The sequence below is a fragment of the Streptomyces sp. NPDC107581 genome (genome assembly GCF_055657175.1).
Genome location: NZ_JBVKBH010000003.1, coordinates 331581 through 346440, shown reverse-complemented (window position 1 = coordinate 346440; position 14860 = coordinate 331581). Strand labels below are relative to the sequence as shown.

General features: G+C 69.4%; 17 protein-coding genes. 8 read left to right on the top strand and 9 right to left on the bottom strand.

Annotation, left to right across the window (positions count from 1 at the left end):
- Positions 1-75 precede the first annotated feature (75 nt).
- The 3 genes from ACZ7P3_RS08305 to ACZ7P3_RS08295 all read left to right on the top strand — a co-directional run bounded on the left by ACZ7P3_RS08305 (position 76) and on the right by ACZ7P3_RS08295 (position 1410).
- Positions 76-306, top strand: a complete 231-nt coding sequence (locus ACZ7P3_RS08305) for a hypothetical protein (RefSeq protein ID WP_472079898.1) — start codon at positions 76-78, stop codon at positions 304-306.
- Positions 307-453: 147 nt separating this feature from the next.
- Positions 454-798, top strand: a complete 345-nt coding sequence (locus ACZ7P3_RS08300; RefSeq protein ID WP_472079896.1) for a hypothetical protein — start codon at positions 454-456, stop codon at positions 796-798.
- A 129-nt stretch (positions 799-927) separates the two neighbouring features.
- On the top strand, positions 928-1410 hold the full coding sequence (locus ACZ7P3_RS08295) for a hypothetical protein (RefSeq protein WP_472079894.1): 483 nt from the start codon (positions 928-930) through the stop codon (positions 1408-1410).
- A gap of 85 nt (positions 1411-1495) precedes the next feature.
- On the opposite strand, the gene ACZ7P3_RS08290 is transcribed toward ACZ7P3_RS08295, so the two are convergent.
- Together ACZ7P3_RS08290 and ACZ7P3_RS08285 are read right to left on the bottom strand one after the other, a co-directional pair.
- A complete protein-coding gene (locus ACZ7P3_RS08290) occupies positions 1496-2392 on the bottom strand; it encodes an RpnC/YadD family protein (protein ID WP_472079892.1) in 897 nt (298 codons plus the stop codon).
- 33 nt (positions 2393-2425) lie between these two features.
- Entirely contained in the window at positions 2426-2833 is a 408-nt protein-coding gene (locus ACZ7P3_RS08285) for an ATP-binding protein (protein ID WP_472079890.1), read from the bottom strand.
- 206 nt (positions 2834-3039) lie between these two features.
- Between ACZ7P3_RS08285 and ACZ7P3_RS08280 the strand changes: the two genes are divergently transcribed.
- A complete protein-coding gene (locus ACZ7P3_RS08280) occupies positions 3040-3891 on the top strand; it encodes a helix-turn-helix domain-containing protein (RefSeq protein ID WP_472079888.1) in 852 nt (283 codons plus the stop codon).
- Between the two features lie 7 nt (positions 3892-3898).
- A complete protein-coding gene (locus tag ACZ7P3_RS08275) occupies positions 3899-4123 on the top strand; it encodes a DUF397 domain-containing protein (protein ID WP_472079886.1) in 225 nt (74 codons plus the stop codon).
- Between the two features lie 169 nt (positions 4124-4292).
- On the opposite strand, the gene ACZ7P3_RS08270 is transcribed toward ACZ7P3_RS08275, so the two are convergent.
- The 7 genes from ACZ7P3_RS08270 to ACZ7P3_RS08240 all read right to left on the bottom strand — a co-directional run bounded on the left by ACZ7P3_RS08270 (position 4293) and on the right by ACZ7P3_RS08240 (position 13286).
- A complete protein-coding gene (locus ACZ7P3_RS08270; protein WP_472080312.1) occupies positions 4293-5054 on the bottom strand; it encodes a class I SAM-dependent methyltransferase in 762 nt (253 codons plus the stop codon).
- Between the two features lie 401 nt (positions 5055-5455).
- On the bottom strand, positions 5456-6529 hold the full coding sequence (locus tag ACZ7P3_RS08265) for a PP2C family protein-serine/threonine phosphatase (protein WP_472079884.1): 1074 nt from the start codon (positions 6527-6529) through the stop codon (positions 5456-5458).
- Between the two features lie 222 nt (positions 6530-6751).
- Positions 6752-7678, bottom strand: coding sequence for a dihydrodipicolinate synthase family protein (locus ACZ7P3_RS08260; RefSeq protein WP_472079882.1), 927 nt, complete (start codon positions 7676-7678; stop codon positions 6752-6754).
- Complete coding sequence (locus tag ACZ7P3_RS08255) at positions 7675-8721, bottom strand: oligopeptide/dipeptide ABC transporter ATP-binding protein (protein WP_472079880.1); 1047 nt, start codon at positions 8719-8721, stop codon at positions 7675-7677. The genes ACZ7P3_RS08260 and ACZ7P3_RS08255 overlap by 4 nt, the downstream gene beginning before the upstream one ends.
- Complete coding sequence (locus ACZ7P3_RS08250) at positions 8718-10691, bottom strand: dipeptide/oligopeptide/nickel ABC transporter permease/ATP-binding protein (RefSeq protein ID WP_472079878.1); 1974 nt, start codon at positions 10689-10691, stop codon at positions 8718-8720. The genes ACZ7P3_RS08255 and ACZ7P3_RS08250 overlap by 4 nt, the downstream gene beginning before the upstream one ends.
- Positions 10691-11647, bottom strand: a complete 957-nt coding sequence (locus ACZ7P3_RS08245; RefSeq protein WP_472079876.1) for an ABC transporter permease — start codon at positions 11645-11647, stop codon at positions 10691-10693. The genes ACZ7P3_RS08250 and ACZ7P3_RS08245 overlap by 1 nt, the downstream gene beginning before the upstream one ends.
- A gap of 4 nt (positions 11648-11651) precedes the next feature.
- Positions 11652-13286, bottom strand: coding sequence for an ABC transporter substrate-binding protein (locus tag ACZ7P3_RS08240; RefSeq protein ID WP_472079874.1), 1635 nt, complete (start codon positions 13284-13286; stop codon positions 11652-11654).
- 295 nt (positions 13287-13581) lie between these two features.
- Between ACZ7P3_RS08240 and ACZ7P3_RS08235 the strand changes: the two genes are divergently transcribed.
- The 3 genes from ACZ7P3_RS08235 (at position 13582) to recO (ending at position 14858) form a co-directional block, all read left to right on the top strand.
- Entirely contained in the window at positions 13582-13797 is a 216-nt protein-coding gene (locus tag ACZ7P3_RS08235) for a hypothetical protein (protein WP_472079872.1), read from the top strand.
- Between the two features lie 58 nt (positions 13798-13855).
- Complete coding sequence (locus ACZ7P3_RS08230; protein ID WP_472079870.1) at positions 13856-13987, top strand: hypothetical protein; 132 nt, start codon at positions 13856-13858, stop codon at positions 13985-13987.
- Between the two features lie 124 nt (positions 13988-14111).
- The gene (gene recO, locus ACZ7P3_RS08225; RefSeq protein WP_472079868.1) at positions 14112-14858 is read left to right on the top strand and encodes a DNA repair protein RecO; all 747 of its coding nucleotides are present in this window, start codon (positions 14112-14114) and stop codon (positions 14856-14858) included.
- Positions 14859-14860 lie beyond the last annotated feature (2 nt).

Here is a 14860-nt window from a genome sequence, read left to right as displayed (position 1 = left end):
CGAGATGATGTGCGTCTGGACCTGCCGGACTATCCCGTTCGACCGTGGAAGTGGGCTGGACAAGGTTTCAATACCGTGAAGACCGAGGTTGCCTTCGGCGGACTTCGCTCGATCACTCTTGATGGTTTCGGTACTGATGTGACGGCGGACATCTCCCTCACAGGAGGCGACGGCATTTCCGTCGGCACCGTGGGGACCGGGACTTGTATCCAGGTAGTCTCCGACAGTGCTTGCATTGTAGCCCTGACCGCGTTTGTTGATGGGGCACGCCGAATCCCGAGTGGTGAGGAATTGGACCTTGCGTGACCTCGCCGCAGCGGGTCTGAAATGCCGCGTCGGCTACTGGGACCCTGACAAGCAAGCCGTAGTCATCGAAGACGATGGCGGGGGTACAGTTTTCACACCCAGGGGCGGTAAAGCATGGTTCGACAACGCTCTTGAATAAGGGGGGAAATGGCCAGTGTCACGCCGAGATCTGATGAATTCAGAGCTCTCTTTCAGATCATCCATCAGGGGTTGGAACTTTCTGATGCTCAGCTATTGAATATCGGCACATCATCGGCCGAAGTAGCCTCGCTGGCCACATCGGCAGGGGAGGTGAGAAGGCTGATGTCGGACGTGTCTCAGGTGAGTATCGAGGTCGCTGCGGATCTGGAATCGGCCGACTCGCCCGCGGTCGGCAGGGCGGACGCCACCGGAACTCCAACCATGTGGGTATCTGAAGCGACGGGAAACCTGTGGGGACGCTTGGCGGAATATGTCATCCAAGCATCGAGTCCTCGAGAACTTTTCCTTTGAACCGGCTATGAACCTGTCGATCTGGGTCGGGCTGCGGCGCGGATCGCAGATCTTGACTCCAGAGGAATGGGACCCAATCTCTTTCGGTAGAGGTCTGGATGGCAAGCAACCGTGGCGTGGACATCTTTCGTGACCAACCCTGAAGGTGTCAATCGCATCTATCAGGGAAACCGCCGAGCCTGTCTGGCCCCCTATGGTGATACGGGACGCCTCATGTCGACACGAAGTGAGCAGGCGATGCGCGCTCTCAGTAGGTTTGGAGAGCTCGCCTGGTTTAAGCTGCCTACGGAATACAATCCCGGACGCGACTACCATCAGCTGTCGTATATGGGATGGCGCTACACCTGCCCTCAGGAAGGTGTAGCGCAGCTCATTGAAAATGCAGTTCGGGCACTGCCCACTCAAGTCGAATGGGTACTCGATAGGGCGAGGAGGAACTGGCTTCTGTTGCCGAACCGGATCCTAGTCGAGGCTCACGGTCTCAAGGATCCGAATTTTTCGCACGTCGTTCATGCTATCAATGTTGGGGATCGGGAATTCTGCCTTAAGGCGCTCTCGGATATGGATCTCATCATCCAGCATCTCCAGCAAATCCCTATCCCGAAAAGCTAAGACGGTTGCGGACGGCTTGGGTGCGGCTGGGTTGGGGTGTTCGAAAATGGGGGCCACTCCGAATTCGTCCTCGAGTAACGCGTACTCAATCCACGGTGAACAGCTCCGCCGCGTCCGTCGCGTGTACCGCTCGCTGGGCCCAGACCTCCAGCTGGTCCAGGTCGGTGCAGGCACTCACCCGTTCGCGGACAGCGTCGGTCACCTGAATGCCGCGCCAATCCAGGATGTGGAGGACCATCTCGCGGCGGTCTTGGATCCGTCCCTGTTCCAGGCCCTGTTCCCGCCCCTCCTCGCGCACTTGCTCTGCGAGCGGGTGTCGCCAGAAGTACTGGATCGCTGTCATCAGGTCCCTCCACATCTGCTTCGCCTGGGGGTCGGCCAGGCATGAGTCGACGAACTGCACGAAGACCGCGGCACTGTCGGGGTCGATGGTCCCCAGGGCGGAGGCCAGCGATTCCAGTATGGCGGCGGCCCCCGGGCCACGCCCGTGTGTCATCGCCGAGAGCACCGCAAGGGGGACATCCCGTTCCGCCTGCCGCTCGTCCGCGATCACCGGCACGTTGTCCGGGCCGAGCACGAGGGGCCGAACCGTCAGGGAGTACCAGCCGGGGAAGCCGAGCTGGATGGGCTGGGAGGCCCAGCGGGCCGTGGTGCTGCTCTGGGTGATCACGATCAGCACCGGTTCGCAGCGGTACTTCTCGTAGAGGTAGGAGAGGTAGTACGGCCAGCTGCCCCGCTTGCGGTCGTCCACCTTCCCCTGCGATTCCACCACGAGGAGGTACGTGCCCTCGTCCGTCTCCGCCCTCAGGAGGGTGTCCACGCGGCGTTCGACCGGTTCGATCTCGGTCAGGTCCACGTTCAGCGCGGCGATCTCCCGCGGTTCCGGGAACGGGACGTGCAGCACGCGCTGTAACGCGCGGGTCAGCAGTGCGGGGTCCTTCTGGAAGATGCGGTGCAGCGCCTCGTGCGACGAGCCGACCATCAGCTCTCCTTTCCGTACGACGTGATCAACGAGCTAGGCCGCCGCAAGTTCGCACCACACGTACTTGCCCCGGTCCCCGAACCGCGCCGACGGCTGCCAGCCCCAGTAGTCCGCGCAGGCCACGACCAGGCCCAGTCCCCGGCCCGCCTCTTCCAGTTCCGCCGCCTGCTCCAACGGCCGGGGCGGCTGCGGCGGTCCGGGGTCCGTGTCCCAGGCCCCGATCCACACCACCCCCTCCGGCGTCCGGCGCACCCTCAGGGCCGCCGGCCCCTTCGTGTGCCGTACGGCGTTCGAGATCAGTTCTGCCGCCAGCAGCTCCGCCGTGTCCACCAGCCCGATCAAGCCGTGCAGGGTCAGGATCAGGCGCAGGGTACGGCGACAGACCGTGACCGCTCTGAGGTCGTTCGGGATGTAGAGCGTGTAGTCCCAGGTTTCGGGCATGCGTCAACTCCGTTCAGAAGGAGGGGGGTTCACTCGCGGTGGCATTGCCGCGGCCGTCATGGCAGGACGGAGCGGTGCGCTTCCGTAGCGTGTGTATCGTGTCACTGACGGTAGGGGTCAAATTTGGTCCCGCGCAAGTCGTTGCCGTAATCTCACCTTCGAACGAGTCACTGGTTTCCCGTAGTTGGGGACCTCAGGGGGTAGCCATGCCACGCAGGCAGCAGGCGAGCGCACGTCAGCAGCGCTTGGGCGCCGAGCTGCGGAAACTTCGGGAGGCTGCAGGGCTCAAGGGGCGCGAGGCCGCCGCGCTCCTCGGGACCGACTCCGCCCAGGTGAGTCAGATCGAGGTGGGTCTCGCAGGCGTCAGTGAGGTGCGCATGAGGCGGATTGCGGCCCAGTACGCCTGCACCGATCAGGAGTTGGTCGACGCGCTGGCTGCCATGGCGGTCGCGCGGGCGCACGGTTGGTGGGAGGAGTACCGAGGCCTCCTCCCGACGTCGTTCCTTGATCTTTCGGAGTTGGAGTACTACGCCGCCTACCGGTGGGACGTGGAATTTCTGTACGTTCCCGGGCTCCTCCAGACAGAGGACTACGCACGGGCGCTCTTCTCGTCCCGTGTACCTGAACTGCCCGCAGAGGAGCTGGCGCTGCGAGTCCAGCACCGCATGCGGCGGCGGTCCATCCTCGAGAAGGAGCCGGCAATCCCGTACCAGGCCTTGGTCCACGAGGCTGCGCTCCGCATGATGGTCAGCAGCCGCGCTGCCTCAAGGGCTCAACTTGCCCGCATCCTGGAGCTTTCCGAGGCGGACCACATCACTGTGCGCGTCATCCCGTTCAACCTGGAGCACATCGTCGATGTCGGTGCCGCCATGGTCTACGCGGGTGGCGCCGTCCCGAAGCTGGACACCGTCGTGCGCGATGGACCGCACGGCACAGTCTTCATCGACTCGGAGGCGCAGCTAGGGGTGTTCCGAACACACTTCCGTAGACTGGAAGCAGCGTCACTTGCCCCTGATCGATCGCGTGACTTCATCCACCGCCTGTCGAAGGAACTGTGAGGCACTCATGGCCATCCGCGACCACTGGCGGAAGTCGTCCTACTCCGGCGGCGGCGACGGAAACGCCTGCGTGGAGATAGCCGACCGCCGGACCCACATATCCATCCGCGACTCCAAAACCCCGGCCAGAGCGACCCTCACCTTCCCGGCCGGAGCTTTCACTCACTTCATAGAGAGCCTGAAGGGCACTCACGCCCCGGGGGCGGACATCGCCAGGCCCGCGCGCCCCTGAACCGGGCCGGCCACCCCCTGGAGCAAGCGCGGTGCAACACCGGGCGTACACCTACCGTGCCGACGGCAACCTGATCGGCATCGCCGCCCGCCTGCACAACCTCACCCTGACGGGGTGACGGTGAGACGACCACGTCCCGCGGTATCTCGAACACCGGACGGGACAGCCCTCACCCCGCCTCGACGTGGACCGCCTTCCGGCCTTTCACGGCCCAGGCCCGGGCAGTGAGCGGGATGGAGCCGTCCGGTCTCCTGGGGACGGCTGCGCTGAGCGCGTCGCGCACTTGGTCCCGGTCGGCCGGGGCGAGGGCGGCTGCATAGCTCGGTGCAGGGCCCTGACCTGCCAGGAAGGGCTCCCACAGATCGGCGAAGTCGGCGAAGTCGGTGGGCACCTCAATGGAGGTGGTCGATACGCCGACGAGTCCCGCGTCCTCCCACACCGCACGCAACGGCTCCGGCCGGCACGCGGTGAACCGGCGCCCCTCGTCCAGTGCGGCCGCGGACGGGTCCACCTTGACGGCGGCGTCCCAGAACCGGCGGACAAAGCCTATGCCGTCGGCGTAGTCCCACACGTACGCCGCGATCAGGCCGCCCGGCCGGACCGCCCGGGCCATTTCGGCCACCGCGGCAGCGGGCGCGGGAAAGAAGTTCAGGGCCAGGCCGCTGATGGCCACGTCACACGCTTCAGCGCGTACGGGAAGCGACATCGCGTCTGCCACGACGAAGTGCGTCGAGACGGGAGCCGCGCTCCGGGCTGAGCCCACGAACCCGCCAGACCGGTCGATTCCCACCATCAACCGGGGGTGGCACCGGGCGGTCACCACGGCCGACAGCACACCTGTACCGCATCCCACGTCCATGTACCGCAGTCCATCCGGGCAGTCGAGCCACGCCATGAACTCCTCAGCGACGAGCCGGCTCCACCGGCCCATGTACCGCTCGTACGCAGTCCCGACCGCCCACACGTCAAACCGCCGCTTTTTCATGGCGCCACGATCCCGGCCTCGGTGCCTCACGAGCCGCAGGCACGCGCGCAGGCAGCGCCGACCGGCGCTGCCTGCGCGCGATCAGCCGGTGGCCGGCTCGGCGGCGAAGTCCACCTGTACGGCCGGGATGGACGTGGAGCCTTCAGTCTGCACCGGTCGGAGTCTTCGATCTGTGCAGGTCGGAGCCTTCAGTCTGCACCGGTCGGAGTCTTCGATCTGTGCAGGTCGGAGCCCGCAGTCCGCACCGGCCGGAGCCTTCGATCCGCATCGATCCGCACATCCCGGAGTCCTCGGTCTGCGCAGGTCAGGAGCCCTCGGCCTGCGCAGATCAGAGCCTCTTCCCCGAGTCAGAGGCTCGGGCGGCGGCGGGCGATGAGGGCGGCGACGTCGTCGTCGAGCCTGCCGGCGCTGTAGGCGATCAGGTCGCGGTGGAGATGGTCGAGGAGCTGGTGGGGCGTCTCGCCGCCCCATGAGCGGATGCGCTCGGCCAGGGGGTAGAAGGCGCCGGAGCGGTCGCGGGTCTCGGTGACCCCGTCGGTGTACAGCAGGAGCTGGTCTCCGGGGTGGAAGGGGGCGAGGTCGACGTGGTACCCGTCGCTGACCAGATCGCCCAGGTTGAGCGGCGGCGAGGGGGCGGCGGGCTGCAGCTCCCGGACCTCGCCGCGGTGCAGCAGCAGCGGGGGCGGGTGGCCGCAGGTGACGGTCCGGACGAGCGGTTCGTCGTCCGGGATCTCGACGAGGAGCGCGGTGACGAAACGTTCGGCGGTCTCCGAGCCCGGGACGTCCGGGTACCGGGCGGCGTAGCGGCTCATGCTCGTCTCCAGGCGGCGCGCGAGGTCGGGCAGGTCCACCGCGTCGTGGGCGGTCTCGCGGAATGCGCTGAGCAGCGTCGCGGCCGCCTGCATCGCGAGCAGGCCCTTGCCGCGTACGTCGCCGATGAGCAGCCGTACGCCGTACGGGGTGTGGATCGCCTCGTAGAGGTCGCCGCCGATCCGGGCCTCCGCCGCGGCGGCCAGGTACAGGCTCTCCAGCGTGAGGTGCCCGAGGTGTCGCGGTACCGGACGCAGCACCGCCAGCTGGGCGGTCTCGGCCACCGAGCGGACCTGTACCAGCTGGTCGGCGCGTCGGCTCAGCAGGCGGTTGAGGAAGACGGCGAACGCCGCGATCGCCACGAGGCCGGCCAGCTCGGAGTAGGCGGTCGCGTCCCGCAGCGCATCGAAGTCCACCATCAGGCCGAAGAAGATGCCGCACGCGACCACTCCGGTGAGCACGGTCCGCCACAGGGGCAGCAGCGCGGCGGCGGAGACCATGGCGGTGGCGAGGAAGGCGTCCGGCCTGATGTCGCGGGGTGTGAAGAGGCCCATGAGCAGGCCTATGAGCAGCAGCAGAGGAGGCAGGAGGGGCAGCAACCTGCCCCGCACACCAGCGCCGTGCGGGACTCCGCGTTGCTCAGGAGACCTCGCCACCATGCCGCTCCCCAAGGTCACACGGGTCGAGTGCAGTCCAGGTCCGGAAGCCAGGCCAACGATTCGGCTAATTTTATCGCTTTTCGCCCGAAGTTTCCGGACGTCCCGTGAGCGGTGGTGACGCACAGGCATCACCGGGTACCGGCACCAGGGGCCGGCCGGTCCGAACGAAAGCGCCTACAGCAGCCCCGCCCCCGCCAGGAACTTCCCGACCTTCGCCACCTCGTCCCCCGACAGCGGCACCTGCGGCTCCGCCGTCGCCGGGCAGTCGATGATGCCGCGCAGGTGCAGCGCCGCCTTGAACGCGCCGATCGCCGACGAGCTGCCGCCCATCCGCGCGGAGTCGCCCACGCCGACCATCCCGAACAGCTCGCACAGCCGTTCCTGTTCGCTGCGTGCGCCCTCCCGGTCGGCCGCGCGGGCGGCACGGTAGAGGCGGACGTAGCCGTGCGGGTCGACGTTGGCGAGGCCGGGCACCGCTCCGTCGGCGCCCAGCGCGAGCGCCGAGTCGGCGATCAGTTCGGAGCCGGTCAGGACGCTGAAGCCGGACAGGGCGCGGGCGCCGGTGACGACCTCGCGGAAGGCGGCCAGGTCCCCGCTGGAGTCCTTCAGGCCCGCCAGCACACCGTCCGCGGCGAGACCGAGGACCAGCTCCGGGGGGAGCTTGGTGTGGACGGCGGACGGGATGTCGTAGGCGATCACCGGGACCGGGCTGGCGGCCGCGAGCCGGCGGTAGTGGTGGACGATCTCCGCGGGATGGGTGCGGGCGTAGAAGGGGGCGGTGACGACGACGGCCTGCGCACCCGCCGCGGTGACGGCGCGGACGTGGTCCAGGACGCGCGGGGTGGTCATGTCGATGGCGCCGGCCAGGACGGGCAGCCGGCCGGCCACATGGCCGACGACCGCCTCGACCACCAGCCCGCGCTGCCGGTCCGTCAGGAAGGCCGCCTCGGAGGTGGAGCCGAGCACGAACAGGCCGTGCACCCCGGCATCGACCAGGTGGTCGACCAGCCGGAGCAGTGAGGGCACGTCCACCTCGCGGTCCGGTGTCAGGGGCGTGCAGACGGGCGGGACGACACCGGTGAGAGGGGCGGGAGGGGTCATTCGGTGCTCCGGGGCAGGCTCTGGCGGGCCAGGTCGCGGGTCGACTGGTCCTCCTGCACAGGATGGTGGCAGCGGTAGCGGTGTCCGGGCCGCGACGCGGCCGAGAAGTCCGGCATCGAATCCGCACAGACCTCGTCGGCCTTCCAGCAGCGGGTACGGAAGGGGCAGCCGCTCGGCGGCCGGGTCGCCGAGGGCACGGGTCCGGTCAGCGGGATCGGGTCGATGGGATCCAGCAGGCCGGGCGTGGCCGAGAACAGGGCGCGGGTGTACGGGTGCCGGGCCTGGTCGGTGACCCGGCCGGCCGGGGTCTCCTCGACGATCCGGCCCAGGTACATGGTGATCACCCGGTCGCTCATCCGCCGCACCGTCTGGATGTCATGGGAGACGAACACCAGGGCGAGGCCGAGGCGCTCCTTCAGGTCCAGGAGAAGGTTGAGGATCTGGGCGCGGACCGAGACGTCCAGGGCGCTGGTCGGCTCGTCGGCCACCACCAGGCCGGGGTCCAGGGCGAGTGCGCGGGCGATGGCGACGCGCTGGCGCTGCCCGCCGGAGAGCTGACCGGGCAGCGCGTCGGCCAGGGCCCGGGGGAGACCCACCAGGGCCATCAGCTCCTTCACCCGGTCGTCGCGTCCGGTCCGCGTTCCGCGCCCGTGGACGTCCAGCGGGTCGCGCAGGATACGGCGTACCGTCAGCCTGCGGTTCAGGGCGGTCGAGGGGTCCTGGAAGATCATGCCGGTGCCCGCGCCGACCGTGGCCCGGCGCTCGGCCGGGGGCATCGACCACAGGTCACGGCCCCGGAACGACACCGTTCCGGAGGTCGGCCGCTGGATGCCCACCAGCACCCGCGCCAGCGTCGACTTCCCGCACCCCGACTCGCCGACCACGCCGACCGTCTCACCCGGCGCGACGGTGAGACCGGCACCGGTGAGGGCGTACACCCGGTCGCGGGTGAACACACCGCCGCCGCGGGCCTTGTGGACGACATGGGCGTCCCGCACCTCGACGACGGCGGTCCCGGTACGGTCCTCCACGGCAGCGGTCACTGCACGGCCTCGCTCTCCGCCGACGTCGGTTCCACCGCGGGGTGGTGGCAGGCGGTCGTGTGCGCGGCCCGGCCGGTGAGGACCGGCGCGGTGGTGTGGCACACCGCGGTGGCCAGCGGGCAGCGGTCGGCGAACCGGCAGCCCGCGGGGAAGTCGGCGGGGGACGGTACGACCCCCTTGATCTGCGTCATCCGTTCGTCGGCCGACTCCAGCGAGAGCACGCTGCCGAGCAGCCCGCGGGTGTAGTGGTGGGCCGGCGCCTCCACCAGGTCGGCCGTCACGCCCGTCTCCACGATCTGCCCGCCGTACATCACCACCACCCGGTCGGTGACGTCGGCGATCAGCGCCAGGTCGTGCGAGACCAGGATCAGCGCGAAGCCCAGTTCCTCGCGCAGCCGCAGCAGCAGCTCCATCACCTGGGCCTGCACGGTGACGTCCAGGGCGGTCGTCGGTTCGTCGGCCACGATCAGGGCGGGGTCGCGGGAGAGGGCCATGGCGATCAGCACGCGCTGGCGCTGGCCGCCGGAGAGTTCGTGCGGGTAGCTGCGCAGGGTGCGGTCGGGGTCCAGGCCGACCAGCGTCAGCAGTTCGTGCGGGGTGCGCTGGCCGCCGCGCCGGACCAGCTGCTTGAGCTGGGCGCGGATGGTCATCGCCGGGTTCAGCGAGGACAGGGCGTCCTGGTAGACCATCGCCATCTCGTGGCCGAGCAGCCGGCGCCGTACCCGCATCGGCTCGGCGAGCAGGTCCCGCTGGTGGAAGCGGATCTGGCCGCGCACCCGGGCGCCCCGGGGCTGAAGCCCCATGACGGTGAGCGCGGTCAGCGACTTGCCGCAGCCCGACTCGCCCACCAGGCCCAGCACCTCGCCCGGGTGCACCTCGAAGCTCACGCCGTCGACGATGTCCACGCCCCGATGGCGTCCGGGGAAGCCGATGGCGAGGTTCTCCACCGCGAGCACCGGCTGTCCGCCGGGCGCGGGGCGCGGACGGGCCCGGCCGCGCAGCCGGGCGGCGGCCTCGGCCAGGCCGGGCAGCGGGAGCACCTCGCCGGTGCCGGGCCGCGGTGTCTCCAGGTGGTCCTCGGGGACCTCCACCTCGCGGGCGGCCGGGGCGGCCCAGGCGTCCGAGACGCCCTCGGAGAGGATGTTCAGGGACAGGACGGTCAGCAGCATCAGCAGCCCGGGGAAGACGGTCGCCCACCAGCCGCCGGTCAGCACCATGTTCTTCCCGTCGGCGATGACACTGCCCCAGGAGGGGTCCGGGGGCCGTACGCCCGCGCCGATGAAGGACAGCGACGCCTCGAAGACGATGGCCTCGGCGACCTGGACCGTGCAGAACACCAGCACCGGGGCGGCACAGTTGACGGCCACGTGCCGCAGCACGATGTGCGGGGTGCGGGCGCCGATCACCCGTTCCGCGGTGACGTAGTCCTCCCCGTACTGGTCGAGGACGTTGGCGCGCACCACGCGTGCGACCGGCGGGGTGAACAGGAAGGCGATCGCGCAGATCAGTACGGTGATCCCGCCGCCGAAGACGGCGACCAGCACGGCCGCGAGCGCGATGCCCGGGAACGCCATCACCACGTCCAGGCAGCGCATCAGCGTCTCGTCGACCCCTTTGCGCGAGGTGGCGGCGAGCGCCCCGACGACCGCGCCCACGACCAGCGCCAGCGCGGTCGCGCCGAGACCGATCGCCAGCGACCAGCGGGCTCCGTACATCAGCCGGCTGAGGATGTCCCGGCCGAGGCTGTCCTGGCCCATCCAGTGCGCGGCCGACGGGTGTCCGGTGCCGTCGACCGGGTCCTGCTGGTCGAGCGGGTCGTGCGGGGCGAGCACCGGAGCGAGGGCGGCGACCAGGACGACCAGGGCCACGAAGCAGACGGCGGCCTTCGACAGCAGCGGCAGCCGGTGCCAGCCGCGCAGCCGGACGCCGGGCCGGGAGAGCCGCTCGGTGAGCTCCGCGCGCGTGACCATCAGGCCGCCCTCAGACGTGGGTTGACGAGCAGGTAGAGGATGTCGATGACGAGGTTGACGACGACGAACCCGGTGGCCGTGGTGAGGACCACCCCCTGCACCACCGCCGGATCACCGTTCTGCACGGCGTCGATCATCAGCTTGCCCATGCCGGGCAGCGAGAAGATCGTCTCGATGACGACCGCGCCGCCGAGGAGGTAGCCCACCCGCAGGCCGAGCACGGTCAGCGGGTTGACGAGCGCGTTGCGCAGTACGTTCCGGCCGACCACGACCCGGGGCGGCAGCCCGCTGCCGATCGCGGTGCGCACATAGTCCTTGTCCAGCTCCTCCACCACCGACGTGCGCACGATCCGGGTCAGCTGGGCGGCCACCGGCAGGGACAGCGCGAACGCGGGCAGCGCCATGGTCCTGAGCCAGCCGGTGAAGGAGTCGGCCGGGTTGATGTAGCCGCCGGTCGGGAACCAGCCCTGGTCCACCGCCAGGTACTGGATCATCAGCAGCGCCAGCCAGAATCCGGGCGCGGCGACCCCGATCAGGGAGACGATCCTGATGATCTGGTCCGGCAGCCGGTCCCGGTGGACGGCCGCGGTGACGCCTCCGGCCAGCGCCAGCACCACCGCGATGCCGAGGCCGAGGAAGGTCAGCTGCAGGGTGAGCGGCAGCGCGGTGGTCACCTGGTCGACGACCGGCGCCCGGGTCAGGGCACTGGTGCCCAGGTCGCCGTGGAGCACATCGCCCACGAAGTGGACGTAGCGCACCGGGAACGGGTCGAGCAGGCCGTTGCGCTCCCGGAAGTCGTGCAGTTGCTGCGGGGTCGGGTTCGCGCCCTGGAAGAACGCGGACGCGGGGTCGACGTCGGAGAACCGCATCACCAGGAACACGAACAGCACGATCCCGAGCAGCAGCGGCACGAGCAGGGCGATGCGGCGGAGCAGGATCCGTACGACGGCCGTCATACCGCTAGGTCCACGCGGCCTGGAGGAGGTTGATGCCCGGGTAGGGCTGCGGCCTTATCCCGCTGAGCTTGCGCGGGTCCCAGGCCGTCATCAGCTCGTTGTGGACGACCGGGTAGAGCACGGCCTGCTCGGCGACGACGTCGATGTAGTCCTGGATCATCGTCTTCTTCTTCTGCGGGTCCGGTTCCCGGGTCGCCCGGTCCATGTCCCGGAAGAGCTGCTTGGCGACCGCGGTGCCGGCCCAGCGGGTGTAGCCCATCCACAGGTTGTCGGGCCCGTAGTTGTAATGCATGATCAGGTCGGCGTCGAGCCCGAACTGGTTGGGGTTGGACGCCGCGGCCACCACTTGGTAGTCCTGCTTCTGGTCCATCTTGGTGAACACGGCCGTGGTCTCCTGCGGGGCCAGGGTCGTCTCCACGCCGATCGCGTCCCAGGAGGCCTTGATGGTCGGCAGGCAGTCCACGATCCAGCTGACGTTCACGGCGAGGATCTCGACCTTCAGCCCCTTGACCCCCGCGGCCTTCAGCAGGGCCCTCGCCTTCGCGGGGTCGTGGTCGTAGACCGTCCTGGCCCGCCGGTAGCTGGGGTTGCCCTCGTTGAGGAACGAGGACGCCGGCCTGCCGTGTCCCTTCAGCGCGACCTGCACCATCTTCTCGGTGTCGATGGCGTAGTGCAGCGCCTGCCGCACGCGTACGTCGTCGAAGGGCTTGTGCCGGGTGTTGAACATCAGGAACAGGTTGTTCATCCCGGCCCCGCCCGCGACCTTCAGGCCGCCCTGTTCCAGGCGGGCGATGTTGGCGTAGGGGATGTTGTCGGCGATCTGCGCACCCGCACCGGTCCCGGAGATCTTCGCCACGCGGGGTGCCGCGTCCACGATCGTCAGCCAGTTCATCCGTTTGAACGCGGGCTTGCGCGGCCCGTTGTAGCCGGCGAACGCCTCGAAGGTGGTGTTCGACTTCGGGTGGTGCGCGGCCTGCCGGTACGGCCCCGAACCCACCGCCAGACCCTTGATCGCGTCGTCCCAGGCGCCCGGCCGGGAGAACACGTGCTTCGGCATGACCTTGGCCAGCGTGAGCCGGGCGAGTCCGTCCGGGAAGGGGAACTTCAGGACCAGCTCGACGGTCCGCGCGTCGACCTTGCGGGCCTCCTTCAGCCAGCTCGCGAAGAAGCCCTTGGCAAGGGTCTGGGTCTTCGGGTCGAGGATCCGGTCGAAGACGAAGACCACGTCGTCGGCGGTGACGGGTTTGCCGTCGTGGAAGGTCGCACCGGAGCGCAGGGTGAACCGCCAGACCGTGGCGTTCTGGTCCTTCGGCACCTCGGTGGCCAGCGCCGGGTAGGGCAGCCGCGAGATCGGGTCCGTGTCGAGCAGTCCCTCGTAGATGTGGTTGTTGGCGGCCATGGCGAACGCGGACGCCGTCTGCGTCGGATCCCAGCTGCCGTCGTTTCCGTACCCGATCACCGCGGTCAGCGTGCGGTCCTTGCCGCTGCCCCCGCCGCCGGTGTCGTTCGTGGACTCCGGACCGGCGGAGCAGCCCGCCAGCGCCGGCGGAAGGACGGCGGCCACGCCCAGCGCCCCCGTGTACGTCAGGAACGAGCGGCGGCGCGGTGCCGGCACGTCGTGGGTCACGTCGTCGCGCACGGATCCTCCAGCGAGGTCGGGGAGGGGAGGGGGGAGGTACGACGTCCTACGTCCGGTCGCTCAGCGCGACCATAGGAGGGCCCGTGGGGGCGGTCAAGAGATCACACACGAATGGCGTAGCCGCCACAGGTCGCACCAATGGCGGGACGAAATGGCAGTGCGCGGGCATGAGTTGGCGCAGCTCTGCGACCGGACGTGCGGGCAGAGTCCGCGCCGAGTTTAGGCACGCTGGGCCACCAGTGGCATGCGAAGCGTGAAATTGCCGGGGGCAGGGGAGCCACCGGAGGTGGACGCGATGAAACTCCCGGTCGGCTCCTGTGCCGTCGACACCCGTACCGGACGCCTCGGCATCGTCATGGGGTACGAAGGGCCGTATGTGCAGCTGCGGCCCTTCGGCGGCGGGCGCGAATGGGACGCCAGGCCGGAGGCCGTCCGCCGGGCCACTCCTGCCGAGAAGCTGAGCGCGGCGACGGCCCACGCCAACGCGCGCAGCCGGGGTGAGGTGCCTTGAAGAGGGGTCCGCGGCCCCGATGGCCCCGGGGTGCGGCACGGGCGGGCAGAATGGAACCATGAGTCTGTTCCGTGACGACGGCGTCGTGCTGCGCACCCGGAGGCCGGGCGAAGCGGACCGGATCATGCTGTGCCTGTCCGGGGGGCGACCTCCGGGCCCCCGGCCGACCGGAAGCGAGGGCCGGCTGTGAGTCTGTTCCGGGACGACGGTGTCGTCCTGCGCACCCAGAAGCTCGGCGAAGCGGACCGGATCATGCCGTGTCTTTCCGGGGGGCGACCTCCGGGCCCCCGGCCGACCGGAAGCGAGGGCCGGCTGTGAGTCTGTTCCGGGACGACGGTGTCGTCCTGCGCACCCAGAAGCTCGGCGAAGCGGACCGGATCATCACGCTGCTCACCCGAGGGCACGGCCGGGTGCGGGCCGTGGCGCGCGGGGTGCGGCGGACCAAATCGAAGTTCGGGGCCCGGCTGGAGCCCTTCTCCCACGTCGACGTGCAGTTCTTCGCGCGGGGCAGTGAGCTGATCGGGCGCGGGCTGCCGCTGTGCACACAGAGCGAGACCATCGCGCCCTACGGTGGCGGGATCGTGGCCGACTACGCCCGGTACACCGCCGGAACCGCCATGCTGGAGACCGCCGAGCGGTTCACCGACCACGAGGGCGAGCCTGCCGTACAGCAGTACCTGCTGCTGGTCGGCGCCCTGCGCACCCTCGCCCGCGGCGAGCACGCCCCGCACCTCGTCCTGGACGCCTTCCTGCTGCGCTCACTCGCCGTCAACGGCTACGCGCCCAGTTTCGGCGACTGCGCCAGGTGCGGGATGCCCGGACCCAACCGTTTCTTCTCGGTCGCCTCCGGCGGCTCCGTCTGCGTCGACTGCCGGGTGCCGGGCAGCGTCGTACCCTCCCCGCAGACCCTGGTACTGCTGGGCGCGCTGCTTACGGGAGACTGGGAGACGGCGGACGCGTGCGAGGCGCGGTACGTCCGGGAGGGCAGCGGGCTCGTGTCCGCCTACCTGCACTGGCATCTGGAGCGCGGACTGCGTTCCCTCCGGTACGTGGAAAAGTGAGC

What these genes read in the sequence shown, in the direction of transcription:
- ACZ7P3_RS08235 (WP_472079872.1), top strand. Translation starts at nt 13,582, where the DNA reads ATGAAACTCCCGGTCGGCTCCTGTGCCGTCGACACCCGTACCGGACGC.
- ACZ7P3_RS08230 (WP_472079870.1), top strand. Translation starts at nt 13,856, where the DNA reads ATGAGTCTGTTCCGTGACGACGGCGTCGTGCTGCGCACCCGGAGGCCG.
- ACZ7P3_RS08250 (WP_472079878.1), bottom strand. Translation starts at nt 10,691, where the DNA reads ATGGTCACGCGCGCGGAGCTCACCGAGCGGCTCTCCCGGCCCGGCGTC.
- ACZ7P3_RS08300 (WP_472079896.1), top strand. Translation starts at nt 454, where the DNA reads ATGGCCAGTGTCACGCCGAGATCTGATGAATTCAGAGCTCTCTTTCAG.
- ACZ7P3_RS08275 (WP_472079886.1), top strand. Translation starts at nt 3,899, where the DNA reads ATGGCCATCCGCGACCACTGGCGGAAGTCGTCCTACTCCGGCGGCGGC.
- ACZ7P3_RS08290 (WP_472079892.1), bottom strand. Translation starts at nt 2,392, where the DNA reads ATGGTCGGCTCGTCGCACGAGGCGCTGCACCGCATCTTCCAGAAGGAC.
- ACZ7P3_RS08245 (WP_472079876.1), bottom strand. Translation starts at nt 11,647, where the DNA reads ATGACGGCCGTCGTACGGATCCTGCTCCGCCGCATCGCCCTGCTCGTG.
- ACZ7P3_RS08260 (WP_472079882.1), bottom strand. Translation starts at nt 7,678, where the DNA reads ATGACCCCTCCCGCCCCTCTCACCGGTGTCGTCCCGCCCGTCTGCACG.
- ACZ7P3_RS08270 (WP_472080312.1), bottom strand. Translation starts at nt 5,054, where the DNA reads ATGGGCCGGTGGAGCCGGCTCGTCGCTGAGGAGTTCATGGCGTGGCTC.
- ACZ7P3_RS08285 (WP_472079890.1), bottom strand. Translation starts at nt 2,833, where the DNA reads ATGCCCGAAACCTGGGACTACACGCTCTACATCCCGAACGACCTCAGA.
- ACZ7P3_RS08280 (WP_472079888.1), top strand. Translation starts at nt 3,040, where the DNA reads ATGCCACGCAGGCAGCAGGCGAGCGCACGTCAGCAGCGCTTGGGCGCC.